At 38.3% G+C, this 14,163-nt stretch carries 13 protein-coding genes; 6 read left to right on the top strand and 7 right to left on the bottom strand.

Annotated elements, in window-relative coordinates:
* Positions 1–84: 84 nt before the first annotated feature.
* Positions 85–1,260, top strand: coding sequence for a nicotinate phosphoribosyltransferase (gene pncB, locus AC0N32_RS03590; protein WP_476392499.1), 1,176 nt, complete (start codon positions 85–87; stop codon positions 1,258–1,260).
* 60 nt (positions 1,261–1,320) lie between these two features.
* Here the strand turns inward: pncB and AC0N32_RS03585 are convergent, their stop codons facing one another.
* Positions 1,321–1,980, bottom strand: a complete 660-nt coding sequence (locus tag AC0N32_RS03585) for an SGNH/GDSL hydrolase family protein (protein WP_476392498.1) — start codon at positions 1,978–1,980, stop codon at positions 1,321–1,323.
* A 163-nt stretch (positions 1,981–2,143) separates the two neighbouring features.
* Here AC0N32_RS03585 and AC0N32_RS03580 point away from each other — a divergent pair, with 163 nt between their 5' ends.
* Positions 2,144–3,652, top strand: a complete 1,509-nt coding sequence (locus tag AC0N32_RS03580; RefSeq protein ID WP_476392497.1) for a DNA recombination protein RmuC — start codon at positions 2,144–2,146, stop codon at positions 3,650–3,652.
* A gap of 86 nt (positions 3,653–3,738) precedes the next feature.
* On the top strand, positions 3,739–4,506 hold the full coding sequence (locus AC0N32_RS03575) for a TrmH family RNA methyltransferase (RefSeq protein ID WP_476392496.1): 768 nt from the start codon (positions 3,739–3,741) through the stop codon (positions 4,504–4,506).
* A 73-nt stretch (positions 4,507–4,579) separates the two neighbouring features.
* Here the strand turns inward: AC0N32_RS03575 and AC0N32_RS03570 are convergent, their stop codons facing one another.
* Positions 4,580–4,849, bottom strand: coding sequence for a hypothetical protein (locus AC0N32_RS03570; RefSeq protein ID WP_476392495.1), 270 nt, complete (start codon positions 4,847–4,849; stop codon positions 4,580–4,582).
* A gap of 184 nt (positions 4,850–5,033) precedes the next feature.
* Between AC0N32_RS03570 and AC0N32_RS03565 the strand changes: the two genes are divergently transcribed.
* Positions 5,034–6,197 (top strand): hypothetical protein, encoded by a 1,164-nt coding sequence (locus tag AC0N32_RS03565; protein WP_476392494.1) that lies wholly within the window; start codon positions 5,034–5,036, stop codon positions 6,195–6,197.
* The gene (locus tag AC0N32_RS03560; RefSeq protein WP_476392493.1) at positions 6,181–6,765 is read left to right on the top strand and encodes a hypothetical protein; all 585 of its coding nucleotides are present in this window, start codon (positions 6,181–6,183) and stop codon (positions 6,763–6,765) included. Before AC0N32_RS03565 ends, AC0N32_RS03560 begins: the two co-directional genes overlap by 17 nt.
* On the opposite strand, the gene AC0N32_RS03555 is transcribed toward AC0N32_RS03560, so the two are convergent.
* Entirely contained in the window at positions 6,711–7,289 is a 579-nt protein-coding gene (locus AC0N32_RS03555; RefSeq protein WP_476392492.1) for a 5-formyltetrahydrofolate cyclo-ligase, read from the bottom strand. The two genes, AC0N32_RS03560 and AC0N32_RS03555, sit on opposite strands and share 55 nt — an antisense overlap.
* A gap of 3 nt (positions 7,290–7,292) precedes the next feature.
* Entirely contained in the window at positions 7,293–8,660 is a 1,368-nt protein-coding gene (gene trhO / locus AC0N32_RS03550) for an oxygen-dependent tRNA uridine(34) hydroxylase TrhO (RefSeq protein WP_476392491.1), read from the bottom strand.
* Positions 8,661–9,016: 356 nt separating this feature from the next.
* On the opposite strand from trhO, the gene AC0N32_RS03545 reads away from it, so the two are divergent.
* The gene (locus tag AC0N32_RS03545; protein ID WP_476392490.1) at positions 9,017–10,549 is read left to right on the top strand and encodes a trypsin-like peptidase domain-containing protein; all 1,533 of its coding nucleotides are present in this window, start codon (positions 9,017–9,019) and stop codon (positions 10,547–10,549) included.
* 69 nt (positions 10,550–10,618) lie between these two features.
* Here the strand turns inward: AC0N32_RS03545 and AC0N32_RS03540 are convergent, their stop codons facing one another.
* The 3 genes from AC0N32_RS03540 to AC0N32_RS03530 form a co-directional block, all read right to left on the bottom strand.
* A complete protein-coding gene (locus tag AC0N32_RS03540) occupies positions 10,619–11,068 on the bottom strand; it encodes a hypothetical protein (RefSeq protein WP_476392489.1) in 450 nt (149 codons plus the stop codon).
* Positions 11,068–11,448, bottom strand: coding sequence for a RidA family protein (locus tag AC0N32_RS03535; RefSeq protein WP_029297852.1), 381 nt, complete (start codon positions 11,446–11,448; stop codon positions 11,068–11,070). The genes AC0N32_RS03540 and AC0N32_RS03535 overlap by 1 nt, the downstream gene beginning before the upstream one ends.
* 68 nt (positions 11,449–11,516) lie before the next feature.
* Positions 11,517–14,141, bottom strand: coding sequence for a putative LPS assembly protein LptD (locus AC0N32_RS03530; RefSeq protein ID WP_476392488.1), 2,625 nt, complete (start codon positions 14,139–14,141; stop codon positions 11,517–11,519).
* Positions 14,142–14,163: the final 22 nt, after the last annotated feature.

Genomic DNA, 14,163 nt, shown 5'->3' with positions numbered 1-14,163 from the left:
ATGTGACTCGAAAATTAAAAAAATCACCTTACATTTAGGTGATTTTATTTTTATTAATTATATTTGCGTATAAATTACACAATTATGCACAACGTACGACTGAACTCCATTTTAGATAATGACTTCTATAAAATAACGATGCAGAATGCCGTTGTAAAATTATTTCCCGGATCCGTAGTGAAATATGAATTTATCAACCGTGGAAAGCATCAGTTTCCCGAAGGTTTTGATGTCGCTTTAAGGGAGGCCGTTAATAAAATGGCTGAACTGAAACTGACCAAAGAAGAAAAAAGATTCATGGCCAGAACATGTCCTTATATCGATCTCCCCTATCTTGATTTCCTTGAAGGCTATCATTACGACCCGTCTGAGGTTAAAATTCACCAGGAAGGAAGCGATCTTTCCGTGATCGTGGAAGGACTATGGTACCGAACAATTTTATGGGAAGTTCCTTTGCTGGCTCTCATCAGCGAACTTCATTACGAGATGAATCACCTGGAGAGAGATTCCAATGAAGTCATCATGAACAGAACCCTCGAAAAAGCCGCTACACTGGAAAAACTCGGGGTAAATTTCGCAGAATTCGGGACCAGGAGAAGACATTCTCACAAAGTACAGAACCTTGTTATGGAAGCTCTTACCCAGAACAAAAATTCAACATTCATTGGCAGTTCAAACGTACATTTTGCCATGAAATACGGTGTAAAGCCTATCGGAACCCATGCCCACGAATGGTTTATGTTCCACGCTGCGGAGTATGGTTTTAAAATGGCCAACGAGCTGGCTTTAGAACACTGGGTAGACGTTTACAGAGGCGATTTGGGAGTTGCTCTTTCAGATACGTACACCACTGATGTTTTTTTCCAGCAGTTTGATAAAAAATTTGCCAAGCTTTTCGACGGTGTACGTCATGACAGCGGCGATCCGTTGGTGTTTGCCGACAAAACGATTGCCCATTACGAAAGACACGGCATCAATCCGCTGTTTAAATACATCATCTTTTCCGATGGATTAAATCTTGAAAAAGTTGAGGAAATTACCAACTACTGTAAAGGAAAAATCGGCGTATCTTTCGGTATCGGCACCAATCTCACGAACGATGTAGGTTTAAAACCCATGAATATTGTAATGAAGCTCATCGGCGTTCAGGCACCCAACAAAGAATGGATCCCAACCGTAAAACTTTCCGACGAACATGGAAAATATACGGGTGAACGTAAAATGATTGAACTCGCTAAAGAATTTTTAAGAATAAATTAAATTAAAAGGCCGTGAACTTCAGAATTTAAAGAATCACGGCTTTTATCAATTTTTCCATGATTAATTTTTGCCCAGTTTCTTCATCAGAATTGTTTCCATTTTCTGATATCCTTTTGCCGTAGGATGAATCTCATCTTCGGTATAAATTTTATCGAGACCGTTTCTTGAATCTTTCATTTCGGAATGATAATCTACATAAACAAGATTATTTTTTTTAGCATAAGACTCAATCATTTTATTAAGTGTCATCACTTTTTCTGCCGGATGCATGTCTTTTCGCCAACCGAAATCATAAGCCGGAAGTACAGAACATAATATGACTTTAATATTATTCGCTTTAGCCAGTTCGGCCATCGAAACAATATTCCCGAAAACTTTATCCAGAGAAATCGGTCCCTGATTTTCCGCTATATCATTGGTTCCGGCCAGAATGATTACACGTTTTGGTTCTAAATTAATAACATCTTCCCTGAATCTGAGCAGCATCTGGGAAGTCACCTGTCCGCTGATTCCTCTCCCCACAAAATTATTTTTCGTGAAAAATGAAGGATCTGCAGAAAACCAGCCTTCCGTAATAGAATCTCCCATAAACACAGTATCCGGCATCTTATTTTGGGATAAAATTTCCTGATTCTGCTTTTCATATTTGGCATAATTGGCAAAATCCTGTCCCGAAAGGACTGCTGAGAAAATAAAGGCAGCAAGAATTAACAGTCTCATTAAAGTATATTTTATATTTAAAGGAAAGAAATAACCCAACAAATATACGTTTTGAAAACATTCCGTGCATCGATTCAGAAACTTTTGAACAAAAATAATGAACAGGACAAAACTTACGGTTTACCGTAAAAGAAATCAATTTTCCTTTTTGTAATTTTGGAACATGGAGATTACTTATTTAATAATCGGATGCATCGCAGGCGGAATTATCGGGGCGGTCATTCAGTATTTCGCACTGAAGTCGTCGATGATTTCGAGAAGATCTTTTGATGAACTCAATAATTTATACATTAAGAACAATTCTGACCTGGAAAACTCAAATCTTAAAATCCGGGAACTTATTCAGCACATTGAAAAAGACAAAGAAACCAATCTTCAGCAAACCGATCTTCTGAATGATCTGAAGAATGAATTTGCCAAAATTTCCGCCGAATATTCATCTTTGAGCGGTCAATTCCAGGAACAAAAAGAGTTACGTTCAAAACAAACCTTACAGATTGAAAGCTTGCTGATCGAAAAACAATCGTTATTTGCCAAAAACTCAGAGTTGTCGGCCATTAATGACAGCTTACAAAAATCCCTTCAAACCCAAAAAGAAGAAATTACAAAGATCCAGGAAGAATCTAAGTTACAGTTTGAGAATCTCGCGAATAAAATTCTTGAAGAAAAAAGTGAAAAGTTCACCACCATCAACCAAAACAACCTGAAAACGATCCTTGAGCCATTCCAGGAAAAGATCACGGATCTCAAAAACCGGGTCAATGAAGCTTATGAGAAAGAAAATAAAGAACGTTTTTCCCTGGCCGAAAAAGTAAAAGAACTCGCAGAACTGAATCAGCAAATTTCAGAAGATGCAAAAAAATTAACCCGTGCCTTGAAAGGCGAAAGTAAAACCCAGGGAAACTGGGGTGAAATGATCCTCGAAAGCATCCTTGAAAAATCGGGACTGGTAAAAGGAAGAGAATATTTCCTTGAGCATGAGTTGCGGGACGAAGACAACAAAGCTCTCTTTTCAGAGTTCTCCGGTAAAAAAATGCGTCCGGATGCCGTTGTAAAATATCCCGATGAAAGAAATGTGATTATCGATTCCAAAGTTTCCCTTACCGCTTTTACCGAGCTTGTGGATGAGACCGATCAGGACGTTTACCTGATAAAACTCAACCAGCATTTATCGTCTATTAAAAATCACATATCACAGCTTAGCCAGAAAGCTTATGATGACTATGGAAAGTCCCTGGATTTTGTCATGATGTTTATTCCAAGCGAACCGGCTTATATTGCCGCCATGCAGGCAGATCAGAATTTATGGAATTATGCCTATGACAGGAGAATCCTGCTGCTCAACCCCAGCAATCTGATTACCTCCCTGAAACTGATTGCCGATCTTTGGAAACGTGAATACCAGAACCGTAACGCAATGGAAATTGCTGACCGCGGCGCCAGACTTTACGATAAATTCGTAGGCTTTGTCGACAATCTGGAAAAGGTCGGTAAGAATCTTGACCTGGCCAAAAACGTATATAATGATGCCTATAAACAACTTTCTACAGGAAATGACAATCTCGTATTACAGACCCAGAAACTGAAATCACTGGGCATTAAGAATAAAAAAGATCTCCCTGCAAGCCTGATTGACAATTCTCAGACATATCTGAATATTTCAGGTGAATAATACATCTCCGGCTCTTTTGGGCCGGAGTTTTTATGATGAGATCCCATTTGAAAAGATCTAAAAATAATTTTACATAATTTTGCGGTATGTTAATAGAAAGCTTTCAGAACGAAAAGGTAAAATATATCACCAAGCTCCTTACAGACAACAGATTCAGAAAAAAAACAAATGTATTCGCCGTTGAAGGGCAACAGGAGAATGAACGTGCACAAGCATTCGGTTTTGAGCCGGTAGAATTTTTTATCTGTGAAAAAATTTTCCAGCAGGAAATCCCGGAAGGAAAAGTTCATTGGGTAAGCGATAAAGTGTACGAAAAAATTGCCTATCGCGGGACTTCGGAAGGAATTATTGGCATTTACCATACAAAACAGGAAGATCTTACTTCTTTTATTCCACAACAAGATTCTACGGTCATCATTGTGGAAGGCGTGGAAAAGCCCGGAAATTTAGGCGCTATTTTAAGAAGTTGTGAAGCTTTCGGAATCGATGCACTTATCGTGTCTGACGGGAAAACAGATTTTTATAACCCAAATGTCATCCGATCAAGTGTCGGCTGCCTTTTCGGGATGAATGTATTTCAGGCGGATAATGAAAAAACCCTGGAATTCCTTCGTAAAAATGAATATCATGTTTATACAACCATTATGGATGAAAGTTCGCAGGATCTATTTACGAGAAATTTCAAAGAAAAATCTGCCGTCGTATTCGGCACAGAACACTCCGGATTGAGTGAATTCTGGAATGGAAAAGGAAAAAATACGCTTATTCCTATGATTGGAAGCATCGATTCTCTTAACCTGAGCAATGCTGTTGCCATTACCTGCTATGAAGCTTTGAGACAGAAGAAATCATAGCCATTTGATTTTTAAGCATAAAAAAACCGCATCACTGGGTGAGCGGTTCTTTTATTTTTAAAGCGTGCTTTAATTATTTCTTAGCAGCTTCTTCTTTTTTCTCTTCAGCTTTAACTTCTTCTTTAGCTACTTTAGCATCAGCTTTAACTGAATCTTTAGCAGCATCAGCGTTAGCTTTTACTGAATCTACAGTAGCGTTAGCAGTAGAATCGATAGCAGTAGTAGCTGAATCAGCTGTAGCGTTTACTGAATCTACAGATCCTTCAGTAGTGTTAGCTTCAGTTTTTTTACAAGCAACTAGAGAGATTGCAGCGATAGCAGCTACGAATAATGACTTTTTCATAATAAATTAAATTTAATTTTGTTAATATTGTTTTATAAAATCTTTTCTCTGTTCTATTATTTGAACAAGACAAAGGTATAGCAGATAGAAAATTTGTGTAGGAAAAATAATTGTAATACCTTTGTAAAATAGTTTTACAAATAAATACAACTGATAATCAATAATTTAATTATTTTAAAATAAATTGACAGATCTGGATCTATTACACTTTGAGCAGCTGAAAAAGGATGTACAGGCTCAATATTTGAAAGAATACACCCCTTCCTATGATGATATTTCTAAATGGAAGGGAATTGATATTATATATTTTCAGGAGGATCTTAGGAAAAAGGCCAAAGGAAACATCAGCGAAAAATCCTTTTATACCTACTTTAAAAATTCACCCGTTACAAAACTACCAAGAATTGACATGCTCAATTTGCTCAGTATTTATGCGGGTTACGACTCTTGGTATGAATTCAAGAAACAGCATCTTTTTGCCGGCGAGCTTTTACAGGACGACGATGGATTAAGTGAAGAAAACCTGCAGGAAATTGAAAAACTCGTTGCGGCAGCACCATCGGTTACCGAAAATGAAATTTTGCCACAAAAGCAGGAAACAATTACACCTGAAAACACTGATTTACAAAAATCAAATACTGAAAATCAAATAGTTAATCAAAACACAGATACACCAGCAACAACTAAACCTGAAGATGAAAAATCAAGGAAAAGTTTCATCAGAAAAAATGTCTGGGCTATTGTAACTTCTGTTTTGGTTGTCGTGACCGGTCTTTTAGGGTTTAAAGATGCCTTGTTTTCAAAAACTTACAAATATTGTTTTACGGATGCGGACCGCGGAGTCGGTGTTGTCAACACATTAGAGATCAAAGTGATCAAGGAAAACGAGTCTCCAATTCTTTATAAAATCAAACCGGGAGAATGTTTTTATTACTCCACGAAGGACAAGAATCTGAAAATGCAGATCAGTTCACCATTTTACGAGTATCTGGAAGTCAACAGAAGCCTTGAAAATGCCCCTGATGAAGAAATTATTGAGCTTAAACCCGACGATTATAAGATGGCGGCTTATTATTTCTCTATTAAAGATGCCAACGGAGACCCCGAAGAACTCAAGAAAAAAAGAAACCAGCTGGAAAGCCTGATCAGCAGCAATGCAGTTATTTATCAGATTTACGATAACAATATTTACGGCATAGAAAGGCTGGACAAACAGAAATATATTACACTGGTTACCACCCCAACCACCTCGTTAAAAAACCTGAGTGTAATAGAAATGAAAAAAGACAACAACGGAAAAATCATCTCCATCAAATTTAAAATTGCAACAGATGAAAAGAATAAATAACTTTTTAATTTTTACTTTATTGCTTCTTGCATTTGTTTCCTGTAACAACAAGAAAACAGAAATCAGCGATCTGGATAAACTCAGAAACAGCAATAATACCAAAACATATCCTGCCGTGCAGATGGACAGTGCACAGGCAATCAATTTTATCACCAAACAAAAGGTGCAGGAACTTCTTGATCTCTCGACCCTGTATTTATCGGGAAACAAAAACACCGAAATAGACACGCTGATTTATTCTCAGATGCAAAGCTATTTTCATAAGCCCGACAGTCTCACATTCAAAAACCTGTTTCATGAACTTGACAGCCTGAAAGTGAAAAGCGTGAAGGTAAACAACCTGGAAGTTTACAAGGACCTGCACAATCAGGACACCCTGGATTTTGCAAAATTCAATGTGGAATATTTCGACAATAAGAATAAATCATTGGGAACTTTTGAGAAAAACGCACAATACATCCTGTTATCGACTCCCAATACGAAAAAAGAGTTTAAATTTTTCTTTCTGAATTTTTATTCCAATCCTTTGCTTAAAAAAGACAGTACTTCTGTTGGAGTAACAAGATAGTCTAGTGGAATATCACTTTTCCAGACATCATCAATATTTTCATCGGGGTTAAAGTAATTAACTCCGATTTTTTTTGTTCCCTCAGATATACTTTCAAAAAAACCGTCATAAAAACCTTTGCCATATCCTACCCTGTTTCCTTTGTTATCACAATACAGCAGCGGCGTAATCACATAGTCAAAGTCGAGAATTTCAGCATCTTTATTGGAAACAGGCTCAGGAATACCCCATTTATTAGGCTCAAACTTAGTATCATCGAAAATTTCAACGGATATTAAAGTGGTACCGATGATTTTAGGAACGAAAACCCTGATATTACCACTTAAAAAGTAATCTATAAAAATCTGGGTATCAATTTCCTTAAATTTCTCAATCGGGATAAAAACATGAATTTTCTGACGTGAAAAAGGTTTAAAATAATGGATAAAATTTTTAAAAATACTTTCGGATAACAAGAAAACCTCATCATCTGACAAGGTTTTTCTTTTTTGCATATATATTTTTCTAAGCTCTGCTTTTAACATACCTCAAGCTTTTTCGGCAGGTAAAATCTTATAAAGTTTATCAGACAGACGCACTCTGAACGGAAGTTCAAAAGTTACCTGATCCCCTTCAGCAGCTGTTTCCACAGGACCGCCATTAGCATAGATTTCCGTAATAACAACTTCCTGTTCACCGGTAGTAGGCCCTGAAATCAATACTTTGTCTCCGATAAAAAGAGTATCGTTTTCGATCAGGAACTGCGCAATCTTTGACTTTGTAAAGTAATGCTCCGCTTTACCGATTAATGTCTTTTTAATTTTTATTTTCTGGCGAATGTCTTTTACCTCTGCTTTTGCCAGAGGTTTATCCGGAAGATCACCTGATTTTTTGAACTTCAAAGCTTCGGATTTTCCTTTTCTGAAGACTTTATTTCCCACCTGCAGGCCTTTTCTCAGTTTCAGCTGCTCTTCCCAAGGCAGATGAATGATTTCCTGGCATTCCGTAGAACAGCAGTTTTCCATAGCCGCCTTACATTCATCACACTGGATGAAAAGGAGGTGGCAGGCATCATTGGCACAGTTGGTATGATTGTCACAAGGTTTTCCGCATTGGTGGCACTGCGCGATGATATCATCTGTAATCCTTTCGCCCAAACGATGGTCAAACACAAAGTTTTTACCTATAAATTTACTTTGGATTCCTTCCTCTTTGATCTGGCGGGTGTACTCGATAATTCCGCCTTCCAGCTGAAATACATTTTTGAAACCCTGGTGTTTGAAATAAGCACTCGCCTTCTCACAACGGATCCCTCCGGTACAGTACATAAGCAGATTTTTATCTTCTTTATAATCCTGCAGCTGATCATTGATAATAGGCAGACTTTCTCTGAAATTCTCCACGTCGGGCGTAATGGCTCCTTCAAAATGACCTACTTCACTTTCGTAATGATTTCTGAAATCTACTACAATGGTATTGGGATCCTCAAGGAGTTCATTGAATTCTTTTGCCCTAAGGTGTACTCCTTTATTGGTCACATCAAAAGTATCGTCATTGAGACCGTCGGCCACAATTTTGTGTCTTACCTTGATGGTAAGCTTCAAAAAGGAATGGTTGTCCTGCTCCACTGCCACATTCAGACGGATGCCTTTCATGAACTCGTACACTTCCAGCGTTTCGCGGAAAGCCTCAAAATTTTCTGCAGGAACACTCATCTGAGCGTTAATTCCTTCATGCGCTACATAAATACGGCCCAATGCATCAAGGGCATTCCAGGCTATAAATAAATCGTCGCGAAATTTTTTAGGATCTTCAATATGGGCATACGCATAGAAAGACAGAGTAAGGCGCTCTTTTCCGGCCTCATCAATAAGTCGTGCTCTTTCTTCTGCGCTTAAGGTGTTGTACAGTTGCATGCTATAAACGTTTTAAGTGAGAAAAATTAATGGTGCAAAGATAAAACTTTTTTTCAGATTTTAAATTAAAGCGAACCAATGGATGGTTAAAAATTAAATGTTTAAATTAAGGTCATCTTTAACTTTTTGTATGACAATTGTATCTTACTTATGACAATTTGTCTTTAATAAAATTTTAATAATCGTTAATCAGCATTTTAACAATTATGACATAATCCATAAAGTATTGCTATTCTCGTTAAATTTTAGTTAAAATTGAAACTTTATATATTAATTGCATACCTATTTAGCATTAAATTTGTTTTAGATAAAACGAAAAAGTGAACAAACAATCAATAAATAAGAAAGATATAAAAATGAAGAGTACTTTAAAAAAACTATTACCATTTGCCGTAGTGGGCGTTATTTCAGGGGCTACTGCCGTTGGAGGTATTCAATATCTCAATCATAATTCCGATGGTTCCGACCAGTCATATTTTACCAAGTCGGCTTCTAATGTAAGTTTTGCCGGGATGAATTCTGCCGTGGTCGGCGATGATTTCGTAAAAGCAGCGAAAACAACAGTGCCTGCCGTAGTAACGATTAAAAATTACCAGTCAAGATCTGCCAACCGAGCTTCGGAACAGGATCTTTTCGATTTTTTCTTCGGAGATCCGTTTGGAGGAAGGGGCCAGCAGAGACAAAGACAGCAGCAACAGGCACCGGACAATATGCCTTCCGGAATGGGTTCCGGAGTGATCATTTCTCCTGACGGCTATATCATCTCCAATAACCACGTTGTTGCCGGAGCTAATAAACTGGAAGTGGTTTTAAGCAATAAAAAATCATACATTGCTACATTGGTCGGTACAGATCCGAATACAGATATTTCATTATTAAAGATCGAGGAAAAAGGCTTACCATACCTTAATTTCGCCAATTCTGATAACATCGAAGTCGGACAATGGGTGCTTGCGGTTGGTAACCCGCTCGGACTGAATTCTACGGTGACAGCCGGTATTATTTCTGCAAAAGGAAGAGGAATTGGTATTTTGAGCACACAAGGTAAGGCAGCTAACCCAATAGAAAGCTTTATCCAGACCGATGCTGCGATTAATCCTGGGAACTCGGGAGGTGCACTCGTAAATACGAACGGCGACCTGATCGGTATCAACTCTGCGATACAGTCTACAACCGGATATTATCAGGGATACGGATTTGCCGTTCCTTCCAATTTAGCAAGAAAGATCGTAGAAGATATCAAGAAATTCGGTATCGTACAGAGAGGATTCTTGGGTGTACAGTCTTTGGACTTATCCAATGACATGCAGGTAGCTGCTTATAACAGAGAGAAAAAAACCAATATTAAAGCGGGATCAGGAGTATATGTAACAGGTTTTGGCGACAACAGCGGTGCAGAAGATGCAGGATTAAAAACAGGTGATATCATTACTAAAATTGATAATACAGCAGTAACTGATTTTGCAGACCTTTCTATTGCAATCGGAAGCAAACGACCTGGAGACAAAGTAGCAGTGACCTACACAAGAAACGGTAAAGAAAATACTGCCACCGTTACCCTTAGAGACCAGAAAGGAGGAACCAGCACCAGAACAAAAGCCGACCTTAGCGTAAGTGAAAAGATCGGCGCAGAATTTAAACCTTTAGACGAAAGATTTAAAACCGACTACGGATTGAACAGCGGTGTGATCGCTTCGAATGTTGCAGAAGGAAGCGAAATCGCCAAAATCGGCATCGTAGACAACTATATCGTAATTGAAATTAATGGCAAACCCGTAAATTCACAGAAAGACGTTGAAAAGATTCTCGAGAAATATTCAGGGAACGTATCGGTGAAATTTGTTGATAATTACGGACAGATCTACACCAGAGGCTTCAAAATGCCTTAAGAAAATTAACCTAAACTTTCATATCAACAAAAAATCGCTGCAGTGACTATTGCAGCGATTTTTATTTTATTATTGATTTACCTTTTCGGAGATCCTTTTTTTCTTTTTGCGTTCATAAATGATTTCTACAATTTTACCTCCGATCCAGGAAAAAGGAAAGAACGTAAGGAAAATTGAAATCTTATAGAAAGTCGGATGATAAGGAAAAACGATGACATCCAGCATCGCCAGGAAAAGCATGATAAACCCGATAAGAATAGCATAGGCTACTTTAGCGTATTTAACGATCATTGCTGTGGCAACCCCTCCCACGGTCGTTCCCAATCCGGAAATAAATAAAAGAAACCCAAAAAACGCATCGTCATGCTGCATGCTTTGAAGGAATCTCTGCCAATGTTCAAACGGAGCAAAAGCATCGAAAGTAACCCATTGCGGAAACGCTCTTATCCCAAGAGTAATAATAAGTCCGGCAATCCCCAGACCTACAATAACCGCAATTGTATTCCTTATAAAATTCATTAATCCTGATGAGCAATCATAGAAATTTCGATATCCACATTTTTCGGCAGGCAAGAAACCTGTACCGTTTCCCGAGCCGGGAAGCTTTCTGCATCCAGATAAGACGCATAAATATCATTCATTACCGCAAAATCATCCATGCTTTTAAGGAAGATAGTAGCTTTTACAACATTTTTAAAAGTCATTCCTGCTTCCGTAAGAATAGCTTCAAGGTTTTTCATCACCTGATGCGTTTCCTTTTCAATTCCTTCCACCAATTTACCTGTTGCCGGATCTACAGGAATCTGACCGGAGATGTAAAGAATTCCGTTGGCCATATTGGCTTGCGAATAAGGCCCGATTGCTGCAGGAGCATTTACAGTGTTGATTATTTTTTTCATTAGAATTTATTTTGGGTGCAAATATAAAATTTATATTCTATTTCTATAATCAAATATCAAATCTAATGCTAGAATGGTGCATTCGGCTGTGTAAAACTTCTGTCCTTATATTTCAGGGCATCACTTAAGATATTGGCTTTGATCCCGATAAAGAAGTCATACACCTTGTACTGCCCGAAAGGCACCCAGTTGAAATTAATCGTAAAACTTCTCTGGTCCCTGGAAAAACCTATTCTCGTGTATGCCAGTTGTTTGGTAACCATATCATAATGCGTACTTCCATTGATGTTCCAATACGGGGTAAGCTTGATACTACCGTCAAGACCCACCGAAGCCAGCCTGGTAGGCGTTCTGGATGCATAACTTTTGGTATAGGCATAATTGGCATTTACATTTAAAGTCCAGGCCTGATCAAAATGGGCATAGTGATCATCATCAAAATAATAATTTTCATTCCTGATCTCCCCTTTTGACTGGTATTTTTTTGAGTAATCTACTTTTTCGCCAAATATTTCACTGCTTAAAGGATAGGAAAGCTGAACATTGAAACCCTGTACGCTGAACCCTCCAAGATCTTCTGTTCTAATCCCGGCATCCTGTCCTGGCAGATAAATGATTTTATAGGGATCTAATGACAAGCTTGTATTGACATTTAACTTATTATTAAAGAACGAAGACTGCCCATTGATGGTGATAATTGACAAAGGGTGATCTTTCGCCGCAAAGTTGTAGTTCCCGGCAAGATTCAGCGATTCGAAGATCTTCAGTTTCTTTATCCCTGTAGAATCTTTCTTAGACTTCACTTTCATCTCGATATTGTTTCCGATATTAAACCCTAAGGCGCCTACCATTCCGCTCGTCGGGCTTCCGACGATACCTCCTTCAAATATAGAATAAGGCGTTAAAGCTCCGTTGGCATCGTAATAGTTTTTATAATACCCAAACCCGGAACCACCAAAATCCGGAGAGTAAGTAAACCCAATGCTTGGCGTTACCATATGCCTGATGGCTTCGATAGTAGATCCCTTCTTAAATTTTTTTACACCATATAAAATGGTCTGAATACTGGCTGTCGTAGAGAACGTGGAATATCCTGTTATTCCTTTATCCGTTTCGGTGACAGGCCGGTTCAGTAAAGGATCATAATATTTTCTGACGGTTTTTGTTGTTAAAGCATTATCGATGTTCGCTCCTAAACTGAAAGTGAAATATTTGGCAACCGTAGTATTCGTTCCTAGAGCGATATTGTTTTTAAGGCCGGTCTGCATTTTATCCCACATGGCGGCAGTAAAAAGCTCTCCTTCATTAGTCTGTACGTAATTCGTAAGATTGAGGCCGGTGTTTACCGTGATATTTTCCAACAAGCCTGTTCGTGTGCCGGTTTTGGAAGGGAACAGATAAAACTGGTTAATCGCCACATTCATCTGAGGAAGACGAAGATCTGACAGTCCCGTCGCAAAATTCTGAGAATAAGACGCCGTAGCCGTGATGGTTGAAGGCAGCTTCAAAAACCTCTTGGTGATCGTCACCGTTGAGTTTTGCTGAGTATTTAATACGTTTTGATTTAAAATATAATTGTTGTTCAATGTATTATTGTAGAATCGTGTACTCACAATATCAACGGATGCGGAGAAATTTAAAAAAGGATTCGCTTTTGTGTCCTGCGTGTGTCTCCAGGCAATCCTGTAGGTACTGGTTTTACCGTAGTCATCAAGTCCTTTGATTCCTCGGACGGCCGTTCCGATGTCCGCTGAAAAACTCCCTGAATAGCGGTACTTTTTCACATAATTCATTTCCGGGCGTAAGTTCCAGCTTCCTTTTGTATAAATATCGGTAAGAATTTTAAGGTCGAAATGTTCCCCGATGGGCTGATAATATCCCAGTCCGTTCAGGAAAAACCCCACATCCTGCCTTTCCCCGAAACTCGGGATGAGAATCCCCGCCGATCTTTTATCCGAAAAAGGTAAAATCGCAAAAGGCATGATTAAAGGCGTAGGAACCTGCTCGATATACATCTGGATAGGTCCGGAAATGATGGAGGATTTATTTTTGGTTTTAACCAGTTTAATATTGGATGCCCGTAAATGATAATCTGCCGCGGTGTCTTTCTTTTTAATGAAATAATCGTCGGTCGTATAATTCGCCCGTCTCATGGCAAAAACGGAATCGTTGTATTTTTTGGTTTTTTCAGCGACAATTACGCCTTCGTTTTCTTCAGTTCTCGCATTGAAAGCAATGGCTTTCTTTGTTTTGGTATTATACTGGAACTCGTCCGTTTCATATTTTTTCCCGCCCTGGGTTATCACCGCCGGCTCTATATATTTCCCCAGAGAATCCTGTTTTCCGCGGGCGTACATGAGGCTTTTAGACTCATCAATGGAGATGTAATCTGCATCGATCTGCACGTCCTGGTATTTTACCTGGGCATTTTTGTTCAGATAAATCATTTTTTTCTGAAAATCCCTTCGGTTATAGTCGGCCTTGGTCTGAAGAACACTTTCGAGAGGTTCTTTCTTCAGGACGATCGTATCTTGTTTGGGTATAGTATCATTAACCGTATTTTTAGTCAATTTTTCAGAAGTTTCCTGTGCTAAAAAATTGTTAAAAATTAGGATAATTAAAATTTGTAATATATTTTTGGAGACGGTTTTGGCCAATTTATTTGTTATATTTAAGATATAATTAGGGCTCAAAATTAATATAATTTTTAAAACT

This window comes from Chryseobacterium endophyticum (assembly GCF_056333165.1).
Note: the sequence above shows the minus strand (reverse complement) of the source record. Positions and strands in the feature narration are given on the sequence as shown.

Excerpts from the sequence above, each read along its gene's own strand:
- pncB (WP_476392499.1), top strand. The coding sequence starts at position 85 with ATGCACAACGTACGACTGAACTCCATTTTAGATAATGACTTCTATAAA.
- AC0N32_RS03555 (WP_476392492.1), bottom strand. The coding sequence starts at position 7,289 with ATGTTAAAAGCAGAGCTTAGAAAAATATATATGCAAAAAAGAAAAACC.
- AC0N32_RS03545 (WP_476392490.1), top strand. The coding sequence starts at position 9,017 with ATGAAGAGTACTTTAAAAAAACTATTACCATTTGCCGTAGTGGGCGTT.
- trhO (WP_476392491.1), bottom strand. The coding sequence starts at position 8,660 with ATGCAACTGTACAACACCTTAAGCGCAGAAGAAAGAGCACGACTTATT.
- AC0N32_RS03570 (WP_476392495.1), bottom strand. The coding sequence starts at position 4,849 with ATGAAAAAGTCATTATTCGTAGCTGCTATCGCTGCAATCTCTCTAGTT.
- AC0N32_RS03580 (WP_476392497.1), top strand. The coding sequence starts at position 2,144 with ATGGAGATTACTTATTTAATAATCGGATGCATCGCAGGCGGAATTATC.
- AC0N32_RS03585 (WP_476392498.1), bottom strand. The coding sequence starts at position 1,980 with ATGAGACTGTTAATTCTTGCTGCCTTTATTTTCTCAGCAGTCCTTTCG.
- AC0N32_RS03540 (WP_476392489.1), bottom strand. The coding sequence starts at position 11,068 with ATGAATTTTATAAGGAATACAATTGCGGTTATTGTAGGTCTGGGGATT.
- AC0N32_RS03575 (WP_476392496.1), top strand. The coding sequence starts at position 3,739 with ATGTTAATAGAAAGCTTTCAGAACGAAAAGGTAAAATATATCACCAAG.
- AC0N32_RS03560 (WP_476392493.1), top strand. The coding sequence starts at position 6,181 with ATGAAAAGAATAAATAACTTTTTAATTTTTACTTTATTGCTTCTTGCA.
- AC0N32_RS03535 (WP_029297852.1), bottom strand. The coding sequence starts at position 11,448 with ATGAAAAAAATAATCAACACTGTAAATGCTCCTGCAGCAATCGGGCCT.